Genomic DNA, 25,159 nt, shown 5'->3' with positions numbered 1-25,159 from the left:
ACACATGAAAAGTTACAAATTACACAAGTATTAGTACATAGATTTTTATCTTCTTCTGGGCTTGTATAATTGGCTTTTCTCAAGGAAACAATTCTATTTTGGTTTTCTTGTCCTATTCCTGAATACATAACTAAAAAAGTTAAGAAATGAGTTTTGCTAAATTAATATCACTTTTTGAAGAGTCTACAATCATGTTGTATATCGGTTACTTTTTTTTATTTAATACAAGTTTAATAGTATTAGAAATAATTATTGATGTGCTGTTTAGAAAAAAGAGAAAATGGAAAGATACCTTAGCCAATATATCTATTTTTTTTATGAATCAACTTATAGAAAAAACAATTATAGGATCGATTGGTGTAATTTGTTTAATGCCTTTTCATTGGATAACACCAATAACGATTCCTAGTAATGTATATACATGGATCCTAGCTTTTATTATAGCAGATGTAACGTATTATTGGATGCATCGTTTAGAGCATGAACATCGAATATTATGGGCTAGCCATAGTGTTCACCATTCTTCAGAAGATTATAACTTAACTATTTCTATGCGATTAAGTATTGTAGAAGGATTGTTTGAATGGGCTTTTTTAATACCGATGGTACTGATAGGTTTTTCACCATTTCAGGCTATTGTAGGATTAATATTAGTCGCACAATTTCAAACATGGATTCATACGGAGCGAATTGGTAAGTTAGGGTGGTTAGATGAAATATTCAACACACCATCCAATCATAGAGTACATCATGGATCTAACCGAAAGTATTTAGATAAAAATTACGGAGGTGTTTTTATTATATGGGATAAACTTTTTGGAACATTTCAAAGAGAACAAGAAAAAGTAGTTTATGGGCTTACAAAGAATATAAAAACTAACAACCCTATTAAAATTAATTTTATAGAATATATTAATATTTACAAAGAAGTAAAAAGATGTAAAACACTAAAACATAAGCTAAAAATAATTTTTGGAAACCTAATTTGGAAGCCTGATTATTTTAAAAGTAAATAAGTTCAGCTTAAGCTTACTATATATTTGGAACGGTATTAGTTAGTTTAAAGTTTATACCTAATACCGTACTTTTTTACTTCTTAAATTTTTCTAAGGCTTTTTTGGTAAACTCGGATAAAACAAGCTTTCCAGAAGTCTCTGCACGTTCTATTAACAGTTCTTCCCAGTGTTCCGTTCCAATCCACAACGCTCTTTTCATTTCAACCAATGCTTCTGGGTTATACGAAGCTAATTTTTCTGATAAGATTTCAACCTCTTTATCTAATTCACTTTGTGTTTCAAAAACACGCGCATACAACCCTTTTTCTTTCGCCCAATACGCATTTTTCCAGCTCGTTGCATCTAAGGTTAACTCTGCCAATCCGCTTACGCTTATTTTGCGTTCTACGGCAGGAGCAATTACAAACGGACCAATACCTATCGTAAACTCAGAAAGTTTAATAGAAGCGTGCTCTGTAGCTAATACATAATCACAAGCAGCTGCTAATCCAACTCCACCACCCACAGTTTTTCCTTGTACTCTACCAACAACTAGCTTCGAACAACGTCGCATCGCATTAATAACATTCGCAAATCCTGAGAAAAAAGCTTTCCCATCTTCTAAATTATCAATTGCTACCAATTCATCAAAAGAAGCTCCAGCACAAAAAGCTCGTTCTCCTTCTGATTTTAGTACAATTACTGAAACTTCATTATTAATTGAAAGCTTATCAAATTCATTTGCTAAACGTTCTAATAACACACTTGGAAAGGAGTTACTTGCTGGATGCCCAAATTCAACCGTAGCAATCTTATTTTCAATATGTGTATATAAACTTCCGTTTTCTCTAGTTGTAGTCATTTGTTTATTGTTGTTTGCTCAAAATTACGTTTTTTGAGCAAGTGGTAAAAACTTTCTTCTAAACTTTATAATTAATGGAGTTCCTCTAGCAATCATCCACAGGAAAAAAGCAATCCAAATAGCATACAGTTTATAATCTAGTGAATCAAAAAATAATAAGGTTGGGACAAATACGAATCCTGTTGCTAATAATAAAACGTTTCGTAAGTACTTCATTTCTCCCATACCTTTAAACATTCCGTCATAAATAAAAGCGATAGAACATACAGGCTGCATGAGTAAAATAATCCAAAAAGTATTGTAAAATTGTTGTAAAACCTCAGGTTCTTTCGTGAATACTTTTCCTATAAATTGATATAAAACAAAACCTACAACTGTGAGTAAGAGTCCGAAAAGGAATCCGTATGTAATTAATCGATTTCCTAACATGACTAAGGTTTTATATGCTTTTGCTCCTAATAATTTTCCTGATAATATATTTCCTGCAGAAGAGTAGCCGTCAATCATAAAAGCGCCCATAAGCCATAAATTGAAACCAATCGTATAAGCTGCGATATAAGCGTCGCCATAATCAGTAGCATAGGAAGTACCAAAATATAAAGCAACATTTAACGCTATAGTTCGCACAAATAAATTTAAAACCATGTTTATAAACTTTGGTATTTCAGCATTAAGAGGCAGGCTGAACCTTAATGGAATATCTGTCTTCTTTAACAATAATACCGCCGAAATTATTGCCATAGTAGCTTGTGCTACAACACTTGCATAGGCTGCACCTTGAATATGCATTGCAGGAATCAAGCCTTCTATTCCATATACCAATACAACATCCAACCCTATATTAATAAACGTACCTATGAGTGCTATTACCATCGGATAATACGTGTTTTGCAACCCTCTAAACGTACCAAAAACAGCAATCGTAAAAAGCGTAAACGGGAATCCGAAAACACGAATTTTGTAATACGAAATAGAATAGTCTAAAATGGTTCCTGAAGCATTATACAACTCAAAAATTTCTTTTGCAAAAGGGTAACTGATTCCTAAAATAAGCGCACTTACTCCTAACACAATAACAATAGCTTGTGCTGGTAGGTTTTTTATTTCGTCAAGTTTATCAGCTCCTAAATATTGAGAAACGATAGAAGAAATTCCGCTACGTGTTTGCCCAAATACCCAAATTAACATGGATAAAAAAGCCCCTACAATACCAATCGCAGCAATACTTTCGGTAGCATTGTGCTCAATGTTACCTACGATGGCTAAATCTGTGGTAGAAAGTAACGGTTCAGCAACACCTGCAATTAATGCAGGCATTGCTAATTTATTTATGTGTTTAAAACTAATGTTGTGTTGCATAATAGTTAACAAAAATAACTATTATTGAAGTTGGAAAATGAAATTGCAGTGTATTGTTTTATTAATGTTATTTAAGAGCAAATCTCACATTTACCTGTTAAAAAAACAGTAGCACTCTCTATGATATGATTTTCAACCTGAGGAATTGAAATATCAACTGATAAACATGTTACTTTTTTGCAGTCAGTACATTGAAAATGAGGATGTATATCATTATGATGATGCGAAGAACAACTAGTACATTTAGCATACCATTTTACACCTCCTTTCCCCATAAAAGAATGTATAACGCCATCGTTTTCCAGACGATCCAAAACTCTATAAACCGTAGTTTTATTCATTTCGTCATTTAATTTACTTACTAAATCAACAGCAGCAATTGCTGAGACTCCAGACTCAAATAAGCTTAATAATTTTTTTACTGCTTTTGTTTTCCTAATAACTCCCATAAAACTAATTAATGCAACATTGTTGCAATTAAAAAAATAACGTACTTTTGCTTTTCAAAATACTAAATTAAGAAAATCAATGGTACTCAAACAAAAATCAGATACATTAGGAGCTTTGTCGAGCGGTCTATGTTTGGTACATTGCGTATTTACACCTTTTCTGTTTGTTATACAATCTCATGCTGCTTGTTGTAGTCATGAAGCAGTTCCTTTTTGGTGGAAAAGTATAGACGTTTTATTTCTAGTCATTTCATTTTTTGCTATTCAAAAATCCGTTCAAACTACTTCAAAAAAATGGATGCAGTATGCTCTTTGGATTACGTTTTTGATTTTGTTTATAATCATTTTAAACGAATATACACAAGCCATGAAATTACCTGAAGAAAGTATTTATGTACCATCATTAGGTTTAGTGTTTCTACATATATATAATAGAAAGTATTGTCAATGTGCAAACAACACTTGTTGCGCTAATAATTAAATAGTTTAAGTAATGAACAAGCATGATTACATAGGTGATAATCACATTTTAACAAATATTAAAACACCTTTAACACCAAACGCTTTTGATAAATCAGACGAAGAAAAGATTGTAAATATTCAAGGTCATTTTGCAAAAATAATGGAGGAGCTCGGTTTGGATTTAACAGATGATAGTTTGTCTGGGACACCTTATCGTTTTGCTAAAATGTATGTTAAAGAATTGTTTTATGGATTGAACCCAGCTAATAAACCCAAAATTTCTACTTTTGATAATAAATACGGTTATAGTAAAATGTTAGTGGAACAAAACATTACTATCGATTCTTCATGTGAACACCATTTTCTTCCTATTAGTGGCTATGCACATATTGGTTATATTCCAAAAAATAGGGTTATCGGGCTTTCGAAAATTAATCGTTTAGTAGATTATTATTCACACAGACCACAGGTACAAGAGCGATTATGTTTACAAATCTTAACAGATTTACAAGAAACTTTGGAAACGGAAGATGTAATTGTACTGGTGAATGCAAAGCACCTATGTGTTTCTTCTCGCGGAATTAAAGACAAGAATAGTTACACAACAACTATTGAGTACGGAGGAAGTTTTAATGATTTAGCTGTTCGTAATGAGTTTTTTAAAATTTGTGAGTTTGAAAATAGAGAATAATTAACCTATTACTTCTTCGTTAACATTCGTTTTATTTCATTCAGCTTCATTAAAGCTTCAATAGGTGTTAGTGTATCGATGTTTGTAGTTAAAATTTCTTCTCGAATATCTTCTAACAACGGATCATCTAACTGAAAAAAGCTCATTTGCATATCTTCATGCTGTGCTTCTTTCAAGGTTTCTTTTACCTCCTTGTGTGAATGTGAGTTTTCTAACTCTTTTAGAATTTTGTTTGCTCTATGAATTACCATACTTGGCATTCCTGCTAATTTCGCCACGTGAATTCCAAAACTATGATTACTTCCTCCAGCTACTAACTTACGTAAGAAAATAATACTATTATCTAACTCTTTTACCGATACATTAAAATTCTTAATACGTTCAAACGTGGAAGTCATTTCGTTTAACTCGTGATAATGCGTTGCAAATAGTGTTTTTGCTTTCGATGGGTGTTCGTGTAAGTATTCCGAAATTGCCCAAGCAATAGAAATTCCATCATAAGTAGACGTTCCTCTTCCAATTTCATCTAATAACACCAAACTACGGTCTGAAATGTTATTTAAGATCGATGCAGTTTCATTCATTTCAACCATGAATGTCGACTCTCCCATCGAAATATTATCACTCGCACCTACTCTGGTAAAAATCTTATCCACCATACCTATTCGAGCATTTTGAGCAGGAACATAACTTCCCATTTGTGCCAATAATACAATCAAAGCTGTTTGACGTAAAATTGCCGATTTACCCGACATGTTAGGACCTGTGATCATTATAATTTGTTGCTGATTACGGTTCAGCACCACATCGTTCGCTATGTATTCTTCGCCTATTGGTAATTGTTTTTCAATAACCGGGTGGCGACCATTTTTGATTTCAATATCGGTACTATCGTCCATTAAAGGGCGCACATAATTATTCTCGGTAGCTAAGGTTGCGAAAGATTGCAACACATCAATCTTAGCTACATTTTGTGCATTTTGTTGTACTGGTTGTACAAAGCCTATAATGTACTGTACTAACTTGGCAAAAATCTCCGTTTCTAATTGCTGAATTTTCTCTTCTGCTCCTAAAATTTTTGCTTCGTATTCTTTTAATTCTTCAGTAATGTAACGCTCTGCATTCACTAGAGTTTGCTTACGAATCCACTCTTCAGGAACTTTATCTTTATGCGTATTTCTAACTTCAATATAGTATCCAAAAACATTATTAAACGCAATTTTTAAACTCGGAATCCCTGTACGTTCTGTTTCACGAGCTAGCATCGTATCTAAATACTCTTTTCCAGAGTTTGAAATGTTACGCAATTCATCTAACTCTTCTGAAACTCCGTTTGCAATCGCATTTCCTTTATTTATATTTACAGGGGCTTCTTCTAAAACAGTCTCGGTAATTTTATCAATTAATTCATCACAAGTATTAATTTTTTCTCCTAATAACCTAACGGCAGCGTTTTCGCTGCTTTCTGCGGATTCTTTTATCGGAAGAATCGCTTTTAACGAATTTTTTAACAAGATGACTTCTCTTGGAGATACTTTTCCTGTCGCAACTTTCGATATCAATCGTTCGATATCAGAAATTTGTTTTAATTGGTAGGTTACAGTTTCAGAAAAAGTATCGTTATCAATTAAAAACTTCACTAATTCGTGTCGCTGCTGAATTTGGTCTAAATCTTTTAACGGAAGGGCTAACCAACGTTTTAACAAACGCCCTCCCATTGGAGAAATCGTTTTATCAATTACATCCAATAATGAAACCGAATTCACAGAATTACCTCCGTATAACTCTAAGTTTTTTACAGTAAAACGATCCATCCACACATACTTATCCTCAGCAATTCTGCTAATAGATTGTATGTGTTCTATTTTGTTGTGTTGTGTTTCCGATAAATAGTACATTGCTGCACCACCTGCCACAATTCCATATTCTAACTCTTCAACTCCAAATCCTTTTAACGTTTTTACCTTAAAATGATTTCGAAGTAATTCATCACCATATTCTTTTTGAAACACCCAATCATCCAAATAAAAAGCATGAAAACGATTGGTAAAAGCTTCTAAAAATCGTTGCTTGTATTTTTTTTCTACCAAAACTTCACTTGGCGCAAAGTTTTGTAAAAGCTTATCGATGTACTCTTCATTTCCTTGTGCGATGAGGAATTCTCCAGTAGACACATCTAAAAACGAAACTCCTAATAGCTTTTTCCCAAAATGAACTGCTGCTAAAAAGTTATTCGACTTCGATTGTAATACCTCATCGTTCAACGCAACTCCAGGAGTTACCAGTTCCGTCACTCCCCGTTTCACAATCTTCTTAGTCATTTTTGGATCTTCTAACTGATCACAAATAGCAACACGCAATCCAGATTTTACTAATTTAGGCAAATACGTATTTAAAGAATGGTGCGGAAACCCTGCCAATGCTGTTTCACTTTCGCTGCCACTTCCTCTTTTGGTTAAAATAATACCTAAAACTTCTGACGCTTTTACAGCATCTTCTCCAAAGGTTTCATAAAAATCGCCTACTCTAAATAATAACATCGCATCCGGATATTTTGCCTTGATTCCGTTATACTGCTGCATTAATGGAGTTACCTTTTTTGCCTTTGTTTTTGCCAAGTTTCTAGATTTTTTGGGTTAGTTTTGCGAAGATAGAAAAGTTTAGAGTTTCTTTTGTTTCAAGTTATCCACAACTTTAAACTTTTGAACCTGAAAACCACTTTATGAGAAAATTAAAAAACAGCGAACTAGGCAGGAAAACAGTTGAAGAGTTTAAGCAAACTAACAAAACTCCCATCATTGTAGTATTGGATAATATTCGTAGTTTGAATAATGTAGGTTCTGTTTTTAGAACTTCGGATGCTTTTTTAATTGAAAAAATTTACTTGTGTGGTATCACTGCTACGCCCCCTAACAAAGAAATTCATAAAACGGCTTTAGGTGCCACTGAATCTGTAGATTGGGAATATGTTGAAAATACTATAGACTTGGTTGAAAAATTACAAGCAGAAAATGTAAAGGTCTTATCTGTGGAACAAGCTGAAAATAGTACAATGTTAGATACTTTTACCCCTGAAACTGACCAAAAATACGCAGTAGTGTTTGGAAATGAAGTAAAAGGTGTACAACAAAAGGTTGTTTCTGCTTCCGACACCTGTATTGAAATTCCGCAATTAGGAACCAAACACTCGTTAAATATTTCGGTAAGTTGCGGTGTGGTTTTATGGGATTTGTTTACCAAAATGAAAAAGTAACATCATTATTAGCAACAATAATAACTAAGTAATTTACTTATTTAGAGTTCATAATTCAAAGATTACTTCACTTTAGCCTGTCTTGAGCGACAGTCGAAAGATTCGCAATGACAATATCATTCTTTTAAAGTAGAGTGTTAAATTTTTGAATTTATCCTAAAAACCTACTATATTAGACACTTGATTACCCCCATCCCCAAAAGTTATTTTGTAATTAAAAACCCTATTTAACATGGAAAACAAGCACTTAAAAGAAACAGCAATGAATTTAAGCCCTGATACAGTGGACAACCCTACAACTGGTGGTGGAAACAACACTGGCGGCACCGGAAATGATGGAGGAAATACTGGTGGTGATTAAGTGTAAAATTACTTAGTCGACTAACTTTACATACAACATATGATTAAAACCATTACTTTTGAAAAGTAATGGTTTTATTTTATTAGCAATGAAAAGTATTCTTTGTATTCTCCTGTTTTATTCTTCTTTTCTTTTTGCTCAAGAAAACAGGGACTATTTCTCTAAGAGAGACTCGCTAATAGAAGCTGGAAGACAAGCTTACTTTAATAATAAACTTCCTCTGTTAAAAAAAATCACCACACATATCGATTCTTTTTACAAAGAAACAAAGGACTCTATTTTACTTGCCAAATATTATCATTTTAAAGCTTTACAAAATAAGCTTACTTATACTAATGACAGTGCTTTTTATTATTACCATCTTTCAAAAGACATCTCTAAAAAAATAAATGATTCTTTAGCAGTCGGAAGACGTTTGCTTAGTTTAGCTAATTTGCAACGTGAAGCCAAAGATTTTTTAGGTAGTGAAGTAAGTTCAATCGAAGCTTTACAATATCTAGAGCCCATTAATTCTACCATTTATTTAGAAAGTGTTTATAATAATTTAGGTCTTGTGTCCCGTGAATTAAATAATGTGGACGATTCTTTTAAATATTACAAAAACGCTCTACTGAAAAATAAATTAACCCAAAAAACAGAGAGGAAATACTTAACATATTTATACATTACAAATAACTTAGGTTTATTATTTCAAAGTCAGAATCAACATAAAAAAGCCATTACTTACTTTAATGAAGGTCTTTCTCTAGACAGTATTAAAGAAAAGTTTTCCTTACAATATAGTTTACTATTAGAAAATTTAGCCTTTAGTAATTATTCGTTAGGCAATAAAGGAAAAGTATTACTACAATATAAAGAAGTCTTACTAATAAGGGAGAAGTTAAGTAACTTTGGTGGGCTAAGTATGGTTCACTTTAACCTTTCAAATTACTATAAAGACCTAAATCATACTAAAAAAGCATTACATCATTCTAAAGAAGCCTTAAAATATGCCAAACAAACTCATAACAATAAACGTTGGTTAGAGGCTTTAAAAAACCTTTCAGATTTAACTAGCGGAGAACAATCAAAACAATATTTAGAAGAATATATTACCTTAAATGATAGTCTATTCCAAAATGAACGCAGGTTAAAAAATCAGTTTGCTAAAATTAGATACGAAACCGATAAGAAAGAAAAAGAAAATGTAGTTTTAAAAACGGAGAATCAACAAAAACAAGCAGAAATACTTCAACACAAACAACAAAAAACTATAGGTTGGTTATTGTTCGTTCTTAGTTTATTGTTATTTGGAGTAGGAATACTGTTTTATTTTAACAGAAAAAGAAAACTACTCTATCAAGCCCAGTTAGAAAGAATTCAGGCAAGAGAACATGAACGTAAACAAATAGCTAAATCTTTACATGATGAGGTTGCTGGTGATTTACGTTTACTACATCGTAAATTAGAGAAATCTAACTTATTAGAGGAAGCTCAAAAATTAGATGCAGTAAAAGAAAATGTGCGTAATTTATCACATCAACTAAGTAGTGTTAGTTTTGATAAAGTTTCCTTTAAAAATCAAATTATCAATTTAGTGAGTGATTATTTTGAACCTGATTTTAAAATAAAAGTGAATGGATTGCAAAACTACGATTGGACGACAATTAATAATTCTATTAAACGTTTACTTTACTTAAGTATTCGCGAAAGTATACAGAACTGTAAAAAACACGCAAAAGCGAGTAAAATAACTATCAATTTTTCTGTACGTAAAAAATACGTACATTTGGGTATTATTGATAATGGTATTGGCTTTAATACCACCGTTAATAAAAAAGGAATTGGTTTACAAAACCTACAAGAACGCATTGAAGAGTTAAATGGTAAATTAACTATTAATAGTGAAGTAGGTAAAGGAACCCAAACCAGTATTCAAATACCCTTAAATGGCTGGACAAACAAAAATACTTTTAGTTGATGATCATCAATTGATTTTGGAAGGAATTCTTTCATATCTAAAAGATATAGATAACTTAGAAATTGAAACAGCTAATTCATGCGATGAAGCTTTTTCTAAAATAAAATCAAGTTTAAGCGAAAATCCATTTCATATCGTTTTTACCGACCTGAGCTTTGACAACCAAAACAAAAATGTTATTTTAGATGGAGGAGAAGCTTTTATAAAATCTATACTTAAAGAAGCAATTCCTATTAAAGTAGGTGTAATTACAGGACACTCTGAAACAAACAGAATTTTTAATGTTATACATAATTTAAACCCTTCTGCCTATATTTTAAAGGGAAAGTGTAGCACAGATGAACTAACCTTTGCTATTCAAAAAATGTTAAAAGGTGAAATATACTATACGCATGAAATTCACCAAAAACTCTTAAAAAGGGCTTTAGTTGAAATACAAATGGATGATATTGCCATCCAAATTTTAAAAGAGCTACCTAAACATTCTAAAATTTCTAACTTAGAAGGCTTAATTAAAAAGGACGATGGATCATTAATAAAAGTCAGATCCATAGAAAGCAAACTATCTAAACTAAGAACAGACTTACAAGCCAATAATAATACAGACCTGGTATTAAAAGCAAAAGAATTAGGAATTATAGATTAAGCTTAACCTCTTTTTGCGGAAATACACATTTATTTTTGCGGTTATCCCATTTTACAAATTACAACTAAACAGTAATTTCGCAATGGAATTCAAACCATTGTTGGGAAGAATCTTGAAAAGAGAGAGAATGTAAAAAAAGCCTTTAAATATTTAAAGGCTTTTTTATGCTATCTATCTCGCCCTAAAATATGCTATTGTAAAATTGACTTATTTTTTCTCTTGCGGAAAACCACACGTTTTTTTGCGGAAATACCCTTTTTTAACCTTTAATCTCTCTTTACATTTGTGGCATCTTCTTTTCAAGATTAATTGGAAAAAGACATTTAAGGGGAATAATGAACCTTCTAGAAATTCTAGAAGGTTTTTTTTATGCTATTTCGGAAAATTGCACTTTTAACTTCGGAAATCCCTTTTTATACTCCTGATTATCAGCATATATTTGACATGTTCATTATTTAATGACAATTAATTAAAGGGGAATTAATTAAATCATTTTAAAAATGGGGAAACTACTATTACGTAAAATGAGCAGAGGTTTTAACACTTTACTTTCAGTTCTAGCCGAATTCGGTAAAGGTGCTGGATATGCTCTAAGACACTAAAAGTTAATTAACCAAACTTAAACGTGTAAACCTTCTAGAAATTCTAGAAGGTTTTTTTTATTACCATTACTAAAATTGTAAATTAGGCGTTCAATCATTTTATGCCTAAATGACTCAAAAATATATTATTGCTCTAGACCAAGGAACAACTAGTTGTCGTACCGTAATTCTTAATAAAGAGGAAAAGATTATTGCCAAAACTCAACAAGAGTTTCAACAAATATTTCCACAACCTGGTTGGGTAGAACATGATGCTAATGAAATTTTACAAACTCAGTTAAAAACCTTACAACAAGCTATTGAGCAGGCTCAAATATCACCTTCACAAATAGCAGGAATAGGTATTACTAATCAGCGTGAAACAACTGTAGTTTGGAATAAAAACACAGGTAAACCAATATACAATGCTATTGTTTGGCAAGATAAAAGAACAGCTGATACTTGTGAGTTACTCAAAGAAACTGGACTCGAAAACTATGTGCGTAAAACTACTGGACTGGTAATTGACAGTTATTTTTCTGCAACTAAAATTCATTGGATCTTAAATCATGTAAAGGGAGCTCAAAAAGAAGCTGAAAAAGGAAATTTGTTATTTGGAACTATTGATTCTTGGCTTTTATGGAACTTAACCAATAAAAAAGTTCATGCAACAGACTATAGTAATGCCTCACGTACCATGCTATACGACATAAAAAACTTGTGTTGGGATGAAACTTTAGTAAAAGAACTAAACATTCCAATTTCAATGTTACCTGAAGTAAAACCCTCATCTTTTCATTTTGGAAACTACGAATTAGAGGGAGTTCAAATTCCAATTGCTGGAATAGCAGGAGATCAGCAATCTGCTTTATTTGGACAAGCATGTTTTAAAAAAGGAGAAGCAAAAAACACCTACGGAACAGGGTGTTTTATGTTAATGAACACAGGTGAAAACTTAGAATATTCTGAAAATGGTTTAATTTCTACAATTGCTTGGGGAATTAACAACAAAGTGTATTACGCTCTTGAAGGAAGTGTTTTTGTTGCTGGTTCAGCAATTCAATGGTTACGAGATGGACTACAAATTATCAATAATGCAGAGGAAAGTGAACTTTTTGCTGAAGAAGTTACCGAAGAAAACCCTGTTTACGTAGTTCCTGCTTTTGCTGGCTTGGGCGCTCCGTATTGGGATATGTACGCTAGAGGTGCTGTTTTTGGTTTGACTCGTGATACAGGAAAAAATCACTTAATTAAAGCCACATTACAATCATTAGCTTATCAAACCAAAGATATTTTAGATGTTATGCAAAAAGATAGCATGCTTCAACTCTCTTCTTTAAAAGTAGATGGCGGAGCATGTACTAATAATTTACTGATGCAATTTCAGGCAGATATCTTAAATGTAGCTGTAGAGCGTCCTGAAGAAATTGAGACCACCGTAATGGGAGCTGCTTATTTGGCCGGTTTCTGTGTTGGTTTTTGGCAACAAAACGATATTGTTAACAAAAGAAAAATAGATAAAACATTTACTCCTTCTTTCTCTAAACAAAAAAGAGAAAAATTATACCGTACTTGGCAAAAAGCTGTTGAACGTACTAAAGATTGGATTGATTAAAAATAAAAATCATGGCAAAGTTTTACGATAAAATAACAACTAGAATTCAACAGTTTATTGAAGCACAAAAGCTCTTTTTTGTTGCTACAGCAGCAAAAGAAGGACGAATTAATCTTTCTCCTAAAGGAATGGATACCTTTAGGATACTTAACGAAAATACAGTAGCTTGGTTAAGTGTTACAGGAAGCGGTAATGAAACCTCTGCACATTTGTTAGCTGATAACCGAATAACAATTATGTTTTGTGCTTTTGAAGGAGCTCCAAACATACTAAGACTATACGGAAGAGCAGAAGAAATTCTTCCAACTTATAATAAATGGGAGAATTATGTCAAGTTATTTCCTAATCTTCCAGGTACTCGTCAAATATTTATTGTTTCTGTTGAAAGTGTACAAACCTCTTGTGGAATGTCTATTCCTTTTTATGAATACCAAGGAGAACGAAATCAATTAAATGATTGGGCTATTGAAAAAGGTGAAGAAGGAATTAAACAATATTGGAATGACAGAAACCAAACTAGTATCGATGGCTTTGATTCTTTATTAAAAGAAGAAACATCTTCTTAAATTATTTAAAAAAATATCTTCTTTTTTCAAAATCCTGATAAAAATCATGTTTTTACTTAAACTATGCTTGTACTTTTGAGACAGTAAAGTATAAGAAGAAATGGTACAATTAATGAACATCCCAATGGTATCTTGGACAAACGGAACCATTATGATGGTTATTTTCGGTTTGGTTTGTATAGGTTTAATAACCGCTCTTTTAATTCTTGTTAATGGTGGCAAGAAGAAAGAGTAGGTAAATTTAGTTTTAATAGTTGATTGAAGAAGCACTCTTTAATAATGTGTTAGTGGTTTAACGTTTGAGTGCTTCTTCTTCTTTTTATTTGAATGCGTTTAATCCTGTGATATCCAATCCTGTGATTAATAAATGTACATCGTGTGTTCCTTCGTAGGTTATTACACTTTCTAAATTCATTGCATGCCTCATAATTGAATATTCTCCAGAAATACCCATTGCACCTAACACTTGTCTTGCTTCACGTGCTATTTTTAATGCCATGTCCACATTGTTTCGTTTCGCCATAGATATTTGTGCTGATGTTGCACGACCCTCATTTTTTAATACTCCCAATCGCCATGTTAGTAACTGCGCTTTGGTAATTTCGGTAATCATTTCCGCTAGCTTTTTTTGTTGTAACTGAAACTGTCCTATTGGTTTTCCAAATTGTGTACGTTCTTTCGCATAACGTAACGCTGTATCGTAACAATCCATCGCAGCACCAATAGCCCCCCAAGCAATGCCATAACGTGCAGAATCAAGACACAACAATGGCGCTCCTAACCCAGATTTATTAGGTAATAAGTTTTCTTTTGGAACTTTTACATTATCAAAAATTAACTCCCCAGTAATGGATGCTCTTAACGACCACTTGTTGTGAGTTTCTGGTGTAGAAAAACCTTCCATACCACGTTCTACTATCAAACCATGAATACGACCTTCTTCATTTTTTGCCCATACAACTGCTACATCACAAATTGGTGCATTTGAAATCCACATCTTTGCTCCATTTAACAAGTAATGGTCTCCCATGTCTTTAAACTTAGTCTCCATTCCTCCAGGGTTACTACCATGATTAGGTTCTGTTAACCCAAAACTCCCCATCCATTCACCAGAAGCTAATTTTGGTAAATATTTTTGTCGTTGAGCTTCCGTTCCGTAGTTATAAATAGGCCCCATAACAAGAGAAGACTGTACTGAAGCAGTAGATCGAATTCCACTATCACCTCTTTCTAGCTCTTGCATAATTAACCCGTAAGAAATTTGGTCTAACCCAGCACCTCCGTACTCTTCAGGGATATAAGATCCAAAAGCTCCCACTTCTGCCAATCCGTTAATTAATTCCTTTGGAAACTCAGCACGTTGTGCATATTCTTCTATAATTGGAGACAAGTTTTTCTTAACCCATTCACGAGCTGTATCACGAATAAGTTTATGTTCATCAGTTAATAAATCGTCTACTTGATAATAATCTGGCGCTTGAAATAAATCAGACTTCATAAATATGTTTTAAAATTAATTTTTACTAATTGTATAAGAGAAGTGTAAAATTAATCGCGGTTTGATTTTATGTGATTTCTTAAAAGAATTGTTTCAAAAATACTTAAAAAAATGGTTATTCGTGCAGGTTTGCGTATGTTTGTACTAATGAGATTTACTTTAGGAAAAGAGGAGCGCTTAAAAAGCAAAAAGCTCATAGAAAGACTATATGAAGAGGGAAAAGTGATAAAAGTTTTTCCACTAAGAATGGTATATGTACAAACCGAACATACCTCTAAGTTTCCTGCACAAGTTGGAGTTTCTGTACCTAAACGTAATTTTAAAAAAGCGGTGGATAGAAATCGTATTAAACGATTACTTCGTGAAACTTACCGTAAAGAAAAGCATACTATTTATGAGACTGTAGATAAACCGTATGTGTTTATGATTTCTTATCTTGCAAGAGATGAATGGAAATATGCCGATATTGAGCATAAAATGAAGAAATTATTAACACAATTTATTACAGAAGTTACTCAAGATGAAAAATAAAAAACTCCTTTTTTTTGGTTCACTTATAGTCATCTCCCTTTTCTTTTCTTTTCAATCTCGTTTTTTTGAGATTGCTAAACAAATAGAAATCTATAACAACCTTTTTAAAGAGTTGAACATTAATTATATTGATGAAATCAACCCTGGTGATTTAACTGACAAAGCGATAAAAAACACCCTTAAAAATTTAGATCCATATACTAATTTTTACAACGAACAAGATGTTGAAGATGCACGCATTCGTCGTGAAGGTGAATATGGAGGTATTGGTATTTCTACATTTTACACCAAAAGAGGAATTGTGGTTTCTGAAATTTATAAAGGTTTTTCGGCAGATAAAGCTGGCTTAAAAGCAGGTGATATTATTACCAATGTAAACGGACAAGAATTAGCTTCTTTGGAAAGAAGTCAATTTTCACAAATGCTAAAAGGTGTACCAGGAAAAGAGCTTTCTTTAAAGGTAGAAAGAAACGGTCAAACAAAAAGTGTGTCAGTTAAACTTGACAAAGTTATTTTAGACCCTGTCCCTTTTTACGATATGATTGACACTGAAACAGGATATATAGTTTTAACACGATTTATCAGTCAAAAAGCTACTGAAAGTGTTGTGAACGCATTTGGTGATCTTAAAAAAAGAGGAATGAAAAAGTTAGTCTTTGACTTAAGATATAACCCTGGTGGTTCTTTATTTGATGCAATAAACATTACCAATTTATTTATTCCTAAAGGTTTAAAAGTTGTAGATACTCGTGGAAAAACTCAAAAAAACAGTAGAACCTATAAAACAAATAAAGCTCCTTTAGATGCTGAAATTCCTATTGTAGTTTTAATTAATGGTCGATCGGCTTCTGCTTCAGAAATTGTTTCAGGTGCTTTGCAAGATTACGACCGAGCAGTAATTATGGGAGAGCGTTCTTTTGGAAAAGGCTTGGTACAACGTTACTTTGATTTAAGTTATGGAACACAAATGAAAATAACAATTTCTAAATATTACACCCCAAGCGGACGTTGTATTCAAGAATTAGATTATGCCAATAGAGATCCAAAAACAGGTGAAGTACCTAAGTTTTCTGATACTACTCTTAATGAGTTCACAACTCAAAACGGACGAAAAGTATATGATGGTGGAGGGGTAACTCCAGATATAACAAGTGAGTTTTCTAAAAAAACAGAAGAAACAGATGATTTACTAAAATCAAGAGCAATATTCAATTTTGTAACAGATTTCACATATCAAAATCCTAATTTATCTACTGAAAACTATACTTTTTCTTCTTCTGATTTCAATAACTTTAAAGAATATTTACTTCGTAAAGACACTGCTTTTGTATCTAAAGAAGAAAAGCTTTTCCAAGAAGCATATGAATCAGTAGAAAACAACAAAAAAATCACTTCTGAATATAACGCGATTATCCAACAATTAAAAGCAGCTAAAGTTGCTAAAGTTTTGGTAAATGAAGATCTTTTATCAAAAGAAATTGAAAATGAAATTATTGAGCGTTATGCGTACAAAGAAGGAATGTATAAGCATTTATTTAAAAATGATATAACTATAAAAAATGCTGTTAACTTGCTAAATAATCCTAAAAAATATAGCAGTATTTTAAAAAAATAGCTTCTTTAACATAATTTGTATATTTGTACTTTAAAAACATATGTCAAAACCTATCCTAAAAGAACGTACAAGAGCCCAAGAATCTACAAATGCTATTGAGCGTTTATACATTTCAATGCGACACTTATTTAGTCGCGGTTTTTACAAACCAATGGGTGTTTCTGGTGAAACCTTACGAAAATCACTATTATCTTTACGTCCAGAAATTTATGGTTCTATTGCAGAAAACAAAACTGAGTTAAACGGACTGGTATACGTTATTGAACGCTTACCTGAAGGAATTGAAGAATGTCAGTTTATATATTTAACCGCAGATGAGGGATATCGTAACTCAAAATTTAAGGCTATCGTTCCTCCTAAAAGAAGGAGAAATTGCTATCGCATTGATAAAGATCAAATGAATATTGAAATTACTAGAGGACGCTCAGAAATTTACGATATTCTTACACACTTAACTTTTTTATTTATTGAATCTCACAAAATTAAAGACCGTGTAGTTTTTAATAATGGAGAAAGCTTTATTCGTGAATGGCTATTATTAGAAGATATTGTAATACACAATAAAACACTTACGGATGAAGAAAAAGATGTAATTGTTGTACATCTTGGTAATATTTTAGGAAGAACTTACGATGAGGTATATGATGCTTATAACACATTTTCAACAAAAGAGAACCCTAACAGGTTTTTCCATCTAATTTACTGGTTAGGTAAATTAGCTATTAATGAAACACTGTATGACCAAAAACGTTCTATTAAATTCAGTTCTGTTCTAACTCAAGAAATAGGACACCATTATTATGGAGAAATGTGGGCTAACAATATTAAAAAAGTATTGTTAGACAACGAGTTAATAGAACGTCCTATCCATATCATTAGTGCAAACATGCACAGTGTAATGAATAGTATTTACGCTCAAAATGCTTTACCAAAAGAAGCTAAAAAACATAAAGATTTTCAACTTTTTGAAGTATTGAGTAATGCTAATAGCAGTACTTTACAGTCTGCCGTTAAAAATTATGCTTCCGAAAACGGACTGATATATATCAAAGATACATCTGGGACTAACATTAATGTTCAGGTAATTGATACCCAAAAAATTAATTTTGAAACGAACTCTTTTAACAAAGTTAATTCTATTGGAAAAGACCCTGTAATTATTGTGATGGACTATGCCTTTGGTGAACAGGCTTTTGAAACTATGGATGAATTGTTAAAGCCTTATAAAACAAAAGGAGAAAAAATTCATTTAGATGTTCAATCTGTTTCTATCATGGGAAAAGCAGGTATTTTAGAAGGTGGCAAAGGAGATATTATGATTCCTTCTTCACATATTTTTGAGGGAACTGCTGATAACTATCCATTTAAAAACGAATTATCAAAAGAAGATTTAGAAGGTTTTGGTGTTCACGTTTTTGATGGTGCAATGATTACTGTGTTAGGAACTTCATTACAAAACAAAGATTTACTACGATTCTTCCACGATTCAACTTGGGATGTAATTGGATTAGAAATGGAAGGTGCACACTACCAAAAAGCCATTCAATCTGCCTCGAAAATTAGAGGAAATATTTCAGAAAATGTGAAAGTACGTTATGCGTATTATGCTTCTGACAACCCGCTAGAAACTGGTGCTACACTTGCTTCTGGAGGTCTTGGAATGAGTGGAGTAACACCAACTTACGCTATTACACAAAAGATACTAGAACAAATATTTTAGTCATAGAACGACTATCAAAAACTTAGTTATACTACAAAAAAGCATCATTTCATTTGAAATGATGCTTTTTTATGCAATTTTAAAGACTGGTTTTGTTCATAGCCTTTTTTCTTATTTTATATTTGCACCTACAATACAACAACACACACAATGAATATTCTAATTTTAGGATCGGGCGGTAGAGAACACGCCTTTGCTAAAAAACTTTCAGAAAGCACGAAAATCAACAACCTTTTTGTAGCTCCTGGTAATGCAGGAACTGATGCAATTGCTAAAAATGTAGCCATTAATCCAACTGATTTTGCACAGGTAAAAGAAACCGTTTTACAACACGACATCAACATGGTAGTTGTAGGTCCTGAAGCACCTTTAGTTGAAGGAGTTCACGACTTTTTCTTAGCAGATGAAGAGTTGAAAAACATTCCTGTAATCGGACCTAAAAAAGATGGTGCTTTATTAGAGGGAAGTAAAGATTTTTCAAAGCAATTTATGGAAAAACACAACATTCCTACAGCTCGCTACCAATCTTTTACTACTGATACTTTAGCTGAAGGAAAAAAATTCTTAGAAACATTAGATGCTCCGTATGTATTAAAAGCGGATGGATTAGCTGCTGGAAAAGGAGTTTTAATCTTAAATAATTTAGACGAAGCCAAAGCTGAATTAGAAGAAATGCTTTCTAATCAAAAATTTGGAAGCGCTTCATCAACAGTCGTTATTGAAGAGTTTTTAAAAGGAATTGAATTATCTGTTTTCGTTTTAACTGACGGAAAAAATTATAAAATCTTACCTTCTGCTAAAGATTACAAACGTATTGGAGAAGGCGATACAGGGCTAAATACAGGCGGTATGGGTGCTATTTCTCCTGTTCCTTTTGCAACGGATGATTTTTTAACGAAAGTGGAAGAATTAATCGTTAAACCAACGATAGACGGTTTGCAAAAAGACGGAATTGATTATAGAGGATTTATTTTCATCGGATTGATGAATGATAATGGAAATCCATCTGTTGTTGAATACAACGTTCGTATGGGAGATCCTGAAACAGAAGTAGTATTACCTCGTATACAATCAGATTTAGTCGATTTATTTGAAGGAGTTGCAACGCAAACTTTAGGAGAAAAATCATATGAGGTTACTCCACAAACAGCAACTACCGTTATGTTAGTTTCTGGTGGATATCCTGAAGCTTACGAAAAAGGAAAAGAAATTACAGGTTTTAATACTGTGGAAGATTCTATTGTTTTTCATGCAGGAACTACTTTAAAAGATGGTAAAGTAGTTACTAGTGGTGGACGTGTTATGGCAATTACTTCTTTTGGAGATTCTATGGAAGAAGCCTTAGAAAAATCATACAAAAACATTGATAAAATAACTTTTGATAAAATGAATTATCGAAAAGATATTGGGTTCGATTTAAAATAAATAACAATAAAAAAAGGAGTTGATAGTCAACTCCTTTTTTTATTTCATTGCTTTTTCTAGCGTAAACGAGAATTCAGAACCTTGACCATGTACACTCTTTAAAAGAATTGTTTCATTATGTGCTTCAATAATATGCTTAACAATAGAAAGTCCTAATCCAGACCCTCCTTGTTCACGAGACCTGCTTTGATCTACACGATAAAAACGCTCAAATAAACGTGAAAGGTGTTCTTGCTTTATTCCTTCACCATTATCATTTATTTTAATGATAAGCTTATGCTGATTATAGGGTTCAACACTTACAGTAGTAATTCCTCCCACTCTACCATATTTAATAGAATTTACAACAAGGTTAATTAACACTTGTTCTATTCGCTCAACATCACCTTTTACCAAATGCGGAAAGTCATACACACGGTCAAAACGTAATGTAATATTTCTCTTTTTTGCTTTCATTTCAAACAAGTCAAATACGTTTTGAATTAGCTCAATAATGTTAAAAGTTTGCATATTCATTTTCATTCCCTCTGTTTCTAACTTAGCAATCATATCTAAATCTTTCACAATTGAGGTTAATCTTTCCACTCCTTTATTAGCTCTTTCTAAATATTTTTCAAGAATTTCTTTGTCTTCAGCAGCTCCTTCAATAAGGGTTAAAATATAGCCTTGTACGGTAAAAAGTGGCGTTTTTAACTCATGAGCAACATTACCTAAGAAGTCTCGACGAAATGAATCTCGTTGTGTTAAACTAGCAATTTCTTCACTCTTACCTTCTACATATTCTTGTACACTTTTGGTTAACGCTTCTATATCTGTAGTTACTTTATTTCTTTTTAAGTCATTCACATCTAAAATAGAAATATCTTCATACATCTTTTTTACTCGTTGATAAATAAAGTGTTCTGCTCTATATTGAATTACGAAAAAAGAGATGATAAACATTACAATACCAAAAATTACAATAGTTATTACTCCTAAGCTATTTAATAAAAATAAATACGATAATACTGCTATAATTATAGATAATAATGTTGAGTATAAAGCCGACCAAAGTGCGTAGTTATATGTTTTTTTTATTTTTTTCATCTGTTTATTTTCTATTGTTTTTAAATATCAGATGTAATTCGCTAATAGTTATCTTGCATAATATCAAGAATTATTATAGCTCATTTCATGATAAAAAAATAGATTGCTAGCTAGCAATCTACTTATTAATTTTTGAGTTTAAAAATTATTTGTCTGTTTCGTCTAGCACAAACTTGTATCCAACTCCTTTTACTGTTTTAAAATAGTGATCTCCTATTTTCTCTCGGAGTTTACGTATGTGTACATCTATAGTTCTACCTCCTACAACTACTTCATTTCCCCAAACGCTGTCTAAAATAACTTCTCTTTTAAATACTTTTCCTGGTTTTGAAGTTAATAAAGAGAATAGTTCAAATTCTTTTCTTGGTAAAGATATTTTTTCTTCTCCTTTAAAAACTACATATTCATCTCTATTGATGACTATATCTCCAATTTTTGTAGTAGTATCTGCTTTTTCTTCTGTCTTTAAACGACGTAATAACGATTTAACCTTACTTATCAGTACTTTTGGCTTTACTGGTTTAGTTATGTAGTCGTCTGCTCCAGCGTCAAAACCTGCTACTTGCGAGTAGTCTTCTCCTCTAGCGGTTAAAAAAGAAATTATAACGTCTTCGAGAGATTTTACGTTTCTAATTTTTTCACACGCTTCGATACCATCCATCTCAGGCATCATAATATCTAATAAAATTAAATGTGGAGTTACTTTTTTTGCTGTTTTAACAGCTTCTGCACCATTATTTGCAGTAAAAACCTGATATCCTTCTGATTTTAAATTGTATCCTACAATTTCTAAGATATCTGGTTCATCATCAACTAGTAAAATTTTAATGTCGCTAGTGTTCATTATTCATTTTTATTGTGTTACTCAAAAGTAATCATAAAAAAATAAACCCTTTATATGCATGCTTAACTTAACGTTCATTTAATATTTACTAAACTTTTGCTTAAAAGAAATACAAGAAATCTTTTGTTTTTCATTTTTTGTCGTTTTTGTATCTTTATACAAATTGTTTACTATGAAAATCATTTCTTCTCTTGGGGAAATTACTTCCAGAGCTAAAAATACTTTTAAGCGATTCCCTATAACATTGTTCTGGGCAATTGTAGGTACTTTATTTACGTTATTTGCAATTGAAACTGATACTTTTGATAATGCTTTTTACGGCAAGGTTATTTTAACTTTTATCTTAGGAGTTAGTTGGTTGATTGCAACTCGTTTTTTTGAAGAACAATTTAAAAAAGATAAAACTTGGATATTCTTACTAACTTTAGGTTTTCTAAGCCTATTCTATATTAGTATTGAGGTTGATGGTTTTGAAATTCATCAAAACTCAATCATTCGTTTTGCTCTTTACTTCATAACTGGGCATTTACTTGTAATGGTAGCTCCTTTTATGTTTAGTTGGAATAAATCTGCGTATTTTAATTATTTAAAATCCCTTTTTATAGCCTTAGTTAGAAGTCTTTTTTTCTCTCTGATTTTATATTTAGGAATTGTATTAGCACTTCTGGCTATTAAACATTTGTTTGCTATTGATTTTAAAGGAGAACGGTTTTTTCAGGTTTTTGTGTTTTGTATAGGAATTATAAATACCTGGATTTATCTTTCTGATTTTCCAAAAGATGTTCATAATCAACTTGCTATTAACTACACCAAATCTTTAGAGGTATTGGTTAAGTACATCTTAATTCCGCTAGTAATTTTATACCTCATCATTTTATATGCTTATAGCTTAAAAATAGTAATCAACTGGAACTTGCCTAAAGGATGGGTTTCTTATTTAGTTATTGCTCTTTCTTTCTTAGGATTTATTGTTCAAATACTTACCAATCCTATTCAAAAAACTATAAATTCTCGTACAATTAAAAAGTTTTATCCATGGTTTTATTATTTATTATTACCGTTAATTGTTTTACTTTTTGTTGCTATTTTTAGACGTATTAATGAATATGGTATCACCGAAAACCGTTATTTCGTATTTGTTTTAGCTTGTTGGATTTTGGCCATGTGCCTCTACATACTTTTCAGTAAACGTAAAAAAATTAAGGTATTTCCTTTTAGTTTGGCTCTTATTACTTTTCTAGTTTCTTTTGGGTTTTGGGGCGTTTTTTCGGTATCAACTAAAAGTCAACTTCTTCGATTTGAAAAGGTATATACTGATATTAAAAAAGATAACTTTTCTACCACGTTTGAAAAGAAAAATCAACTTCGTTCTATTATTAGATACTTAAACAATAAACATGAATTGCATAAAGTAAAGAACATCTTAGGTTATAACCCAAAAACAACTTTTAAAACTGATAGCCGTTGGCAATTACAAAATAGATTAATGGATAGTTTAGATATAAAAGTAACTGATAATGTAACTCACCCCTATACAAATCATTACTATAGTATTGATGAAAATAATGCTATTAACATTAAAAACTACGATATTTTAAAGAAACTTTATATCAACAGATATAAAAAACAAAATTCTATAAATGGATATCATTTTTCTTTAAGTAAAGAATCAAATATTATTGAAATAACTAAAAATGAGATCTTAATAGGGAAAGTTAATTGTTCTGAAATGATAAAAAAACTTAAAAATCTTGAAAGGAATTACAATGTAGCTCCTAATTTAATGACAATTAAACACGACTTTGAAACGCTGAATATAAAATTCATTTTTCAAAACATAAACCTATCAAAAAGTGATAATAACACTACCAAAGAATATTTATCTAATGCTAACGCTTATGTTTTAATCAAAGAAAAAAATGCTAAATAAAATCAACTTACAAAACATCTTGTTTTTAGATATTGAAACCGTTCCTGAAGTAGAATTGTTTGCTGATTTATCTCCTGAAATGAAAGAGTTGTATGCTTTAAAAACACAATATCAACGTAAAGATGAATTTACTCCTGAAGAGTTTTACCATCGAGCTGGTATTTGGGCTGAGTTTGGGAAAATAATCTGTATTTCAGTCGGGTATTTTGTAGAACGTAAAGGTGAAAACCAACTTCGAGTTACCTCTTTTTATGGTGATAATGAACACAAAATTTTGGTTGATTTTAAAAATTTGTTAGACACACACTTTAATCACCCAAACCACCTTTTATGTGCACACAACGGTAAAGAATTTGACTTTCCGTATATCGCACGACGTATGATTATCAATCAAATTGAATTGCCTAATAAACTCAATTTATTTGGTAAAAAACCCTGGGAGGTTCCGCATTTAGATACGATGGATTTATGGAAATTTGGCGATTATAAGCACTACACTTCTTTAAAATTACTGACTGCTATTTTAGGAATTCCATCACCCAAGCAAGATATCGATGGAAGTGAAGTTGCTAATGTATATTACCAAGAAAAAAACCTATCGCGTATTGTTGAGTATTGTGAACGAGATACCGTAGCGGTAGCTCAACTTTTATTGCGGTTTTTAAATAAGCCTTTGGTGGAGGAAATTGATATTATAAAAGTGTAATTTC

Annotated in this window: 23 protein-coding genes; 16 read left to right on the top strand and 7 right to left on the bottom strand. The window is 31.8% G+C overall.

The features are described from left to right. Positions 1-146: 146 nt before the first annotated feature. The gene (locus ABHQ57_RS02430) at positions 147-1,016 is read left to right on the top strand and encodes a sterol desaturase family protein (protein ID WP_047788005.1); all 870 of its coding nucleotides are present in this window, start codon (positions 147-149) and stop codon (positions 1,014-1,016) included. 73 nt (positions 1,017-1,089) lie between these two features. Here ABHQ57_RS02430 and ABHQ57_RS02425 read toward each other — a convergent pair whose 3' ends face one another. From ABHQ57_RS02425 to ABHQ57_RS02415, 3 genes are all read right to left on the bottom strand, one after another. Beyond that, positions 1,090-1,857: an enoyl-CoA hydratase/isomerase family protein gene (locus ABHQ57_RS02425; protein ID WP_167712630.1), complete on the bottom strand. Its 768-nt coding sequence runs from the start codon at positions 1,855-1,857 to the stop codon at positions 1,090-1,092. A gap of 24 nt (positions 1,858-1,881) precedes the next feature. Beyond that, entirely contained in the window at positions 1,882-3,216 is a 1,335-nt protein-coding gene (locus ABHQ57_RS02420) for an MATE family efflux transporter (protein ID WP_167712629.1), read from the bottom strand. A gap of 71 nt (positions 3,217-3,287) precedes the next feature. After that, complete coding sequence (locus ABHQ57_RS02415) at positions 3,288-3,665, bottom strand: Fur family transcriptional regulator (protein WP_167712628.1); 378 nt, start codon at positions 3,663-3,665, stop codon at positions 3,288-3,290. Between the two features lie 79 nt (positions 3,666-3,744). On the opposite strand from ABHQ57_RS02415, the gene ABHQ57_RS02410 reads away from it, so the two are divergent. Together ABHQ57_RS02410 and folE are read left to right on the top strand one after the other, a co-directional pair. Then, the gene (locus ABHQ57_RS02410; RefSeq protein ID WP_159488638.1) at positions 3,745-4,146 is read left to right on the top strand and encodes a MerC domain-containing protein; all 402 of its coding nucleotides are present in this window, start codon (positions 3,745-3,747) and stop codon (positions 4,144-4,146) included. Between the two features lie 12 nt (positions 4,147-4,158). Beyond that, positions 4,159-4,818, top strand: coding sequence for a GTP cyclohydrolase I FolE (gene folE / locus ABHQ57_RS02405; protein WP_167712627.1), 660 nt, complete (start codon positions 4,159-4,161; stop codon positions 4,816-4,818). Between the two features lie 8 nt (positions 4,819-4,826). On the opposite strand, the gene mutS is transcribed toward folE, so the two are convergent. Further along, a complete protein-coding gene (gene mutS / locus ABHQ57_RS02400; RefSeq protein WP_167712626.1) occupies positions 4,827-7,436 on the bottom strand; it encodes a DNA mismatch repair protein MutS in 2,610 nt (869 codons plus the stop codon). Positions 7,437-7,540: 104 nt separating this feature from the next. On the opposite strand from mutS, the gene ABHQ57_RS02395 reads away from it, so the two are divergent. The 7 genes from ABHQ57_RS02395 to ABHQ57_RS02365 all read left to right on the top strand — a co-directional run bounded on the left by ABHQ57_RS02395 (position 7,541) and on the right by ABHQ57_RS02365 (position 14,035). Then, positions 7,541-8,071, top strand: coding sequence for an RNA methyltransferase (locus tag ABHQ57_RS02395; protein WP_167712625.1), 531 nt, complete (start codon positions 7,541-7,543; stop codon positions 8,069-8,071). Between the two features lie 232 nt (positions 8,072-8,303). Next, the gene (locus ABHQ57_RS02390) at positions 8,304-8,432 is read left to right on the top strand and encodes a hypothetical protein (RefSeq protein WP_262886538.1); all 129 of its coding nucleotides are present in this window, start codon (positions 8,304-8,306) and stop codon (positions 8,430-8,432) included. 58 nt (positions 8,433-8,490) lie between these two features. Continuing rightward, the gene (locus tag ABHQ57_RS02385) at positions 8,491-10,392 is read left to right on the top strand and encodes a tetratricopeptide repeat-containing sensor histidine kinase (RefSeq protein WP_167712624.1); all 1,902 of its coding nucleotides are present in this window, start codon (positions 8,491-8,493) and stop codon (positions 10,390-10,392) included. Then, the gene (locus ABHQ57_RS02380; RefSeq protein WP_167712623.1) at positions 10,361-11,038 is read left to right on the top strand and encodes a response regulator; all 678 of its coding nucleotides are present in this window, start codon (positions 10,361-10,363) and stop codon (positions 11,036-11,038) included. The genes ABHQ57_RS02385 and ABHQ57_RS02380 overlap by 32 nt, the downstream gene beginning before the upstream one ends. 711 nt (positions 11,039-11,749) lie before the next feature. After that, a complete protein-coding gene (glpK, locus tag ABHQ57_RS02375; RefSeq protein ID WP_167712622.1) occupies positions 11,750-13,234 on the top strand; it encodes a glycerol kinase GlpK in 1,485 nt (494 codons plus the stop codon). An 11-nt stretch (positions 13,235-13,245) separates the two neighbouring features. Beyond that, the gene (locus tag ABHQ57_RS02370) at positions 13,246-13,800 is read left to right on the top strand and encodes a pyridoxamine 5'-phosphate oxidase family protein (protein ID WP_159611148.1); all 555 of its coding nucleotides are present in this window, start codon (positions 13,246-13,248) and stop codon (positions 13,798-13,800) included. A 100-nt stretch (positions 13,801-13,900) separates the two neighbouring features. Then, complete coding sequence (locus ABHQ57_RS02365; protein ID WP_255724753.1) at positions 13,901-14,035, top strand: hypothetical protein; 135 nt, start codon at positions 13,901-13,903, stop codon at positions 14,033-14,035. Positions 14,036-14,119: 84 nt separating this feature from the next. Here ABHQ57_RS02365 and ABHQ57_RS02360 read toward each other — a convergent pair whose 3' ends face one another. Next, positions 14,120-15,298 carry an acyl-CoA dehydrogenase family protein gene (locus ABHQ57_RS02360; protein ID WP_047788017.1) on the bottom strand — a complete coding sequence of 393 codons (1,179 nt, stop codon included), beginning with the start codon at positions 15,296-15,298 and terminating at the stop codon, positions 14,120-14,122. Between the two features lie 111 nt (positions 15,299-15,409). Here ABHQ57_RS02360 and rnpA point away from each other — a divergent pair, with 111 nt between their 5' ends. The 4 genes from rnpA to purD all read left to right on the top strand — a co-directional run bounded on the left by rnpA (position 15,410) and on the right by purD (position 20,589). After that, the gene (rnpA, locus tag ABHQ57_RS02355) at positions 15,410-15,829 is read left to right on the top strand and encodes a ribonuclease P protein component (RefSeq protein ID WP_231128366.1); all 420 of its coding nucleotides are present in this window, start codon (positions 15,410-15,412) and stop codon (positions 15,827-15,829) included. Continuing rightward, complete coding sequence (locus ABHQ57_RS02350) at positions 15,819-17,444, top strand: S41 family peptidase (protein WP_167712621.1); 1,626 nt, start codon at positions 15,819-15,821, stop codon at positions 17,442-17,444. Before rnpA ends, ABHQ57_RS02350 begins: the two co-directional genes overlap by 11 nt. 40 nt (positions 17,445-17,484) lie before the next feature. After that, entirely contained in the window at positions 17,485-19,164 is a 1,680-nt protein-coding gene (locus ABHQ57_RS02345) for a DUF6909 family protein (RefSeq protein ID WP_047788019.1), read from the top strand. A gap of 150 nt (positions 19,165-19,314) precedes the next feature. After that, on the top strand, positions 19,315-20,589 hold the full coding sequence (purD, locus tag ABHQ57_RS02340; RefSeq protein WP_159488658.1) for a phosphoribosylamine--glycine ligase: 1,275 nt from the start codon (positions 19,315-19,317) through the stop codon (positions 20,587-20,589). Between the two features lie 39 nt (positions 20,590-20,628). On the opposite strand, the gene ABHQ57_RS02335 is transcribed toward purD, so the two are convergent. Continuing rightward, entirely contained in the window at positions 20,629-21,675 is a 1,047-nt protein-coding gene (locus ABHQ57_RS02335; protein ID WP_167712620.1) for a cell wall metabolism sensor histidine kinase WalK, read from the bottom strand. 145 nt (positions 21,676-21,820) lie between these two features. Beyond that, positions 21,821-22,519: a response regulator transcription factor gene (locus ABHQ57_RS02330; RefSeq protein WP_047788022.1), complete on the bottom strand. Its 699-nt coding sequence runs from the start codon at positions 22,517-22,519 to the stop codon at positions 21,821-21,823. 172 nt (positions 22,520-22,691) lie between these two features. Between ABHQ57_RS02330 and ABHQ57_RS02325 the strand changes: the two genes are divergently transcribed. After that, positions 22,692-24,449, top strand: coding sequence for a DUF4153 domain-containing protein (locus tag ABHQ57_RS02325; RefSeq protein ID WP_167712619.1), 1,758 nt, complete (start codon positions 22,692-22,694; stop codon positions 24,447-24,449). Next, complete coding sequence (locus ABHQ57_RS02320; RefSeq protein ID WP_073182336.1) at positions 24,439-25,155, top strand: 3'-5' exonuclease; 717 nt, start codon at positions 24,439-24,441, stop codon at positions 25,153-25,155. Before ABHQ57_RS02325 ends, ABHQ57_RS02320 begins: the two co-directional genes overlap by 11 nt. Positions 25,156-25,159: the final 4 nt, after the last annotated feature.

The sequence above is a fragment of the Tenacibaculum sp. ZH5_bin.1 genome (assembly GCF_042865525.1).
In the GTDB taxonomy this organism is placed as follows: Bacteria; Bacteroidota; Bacteroidia; order Flavobacteriales; family Flavobacteriaceae; genus Polaribacter; species Polaribacter mesophilus.
This window is presented reverse-complemented; position numbering and strand designations above follow the sequence as displayed.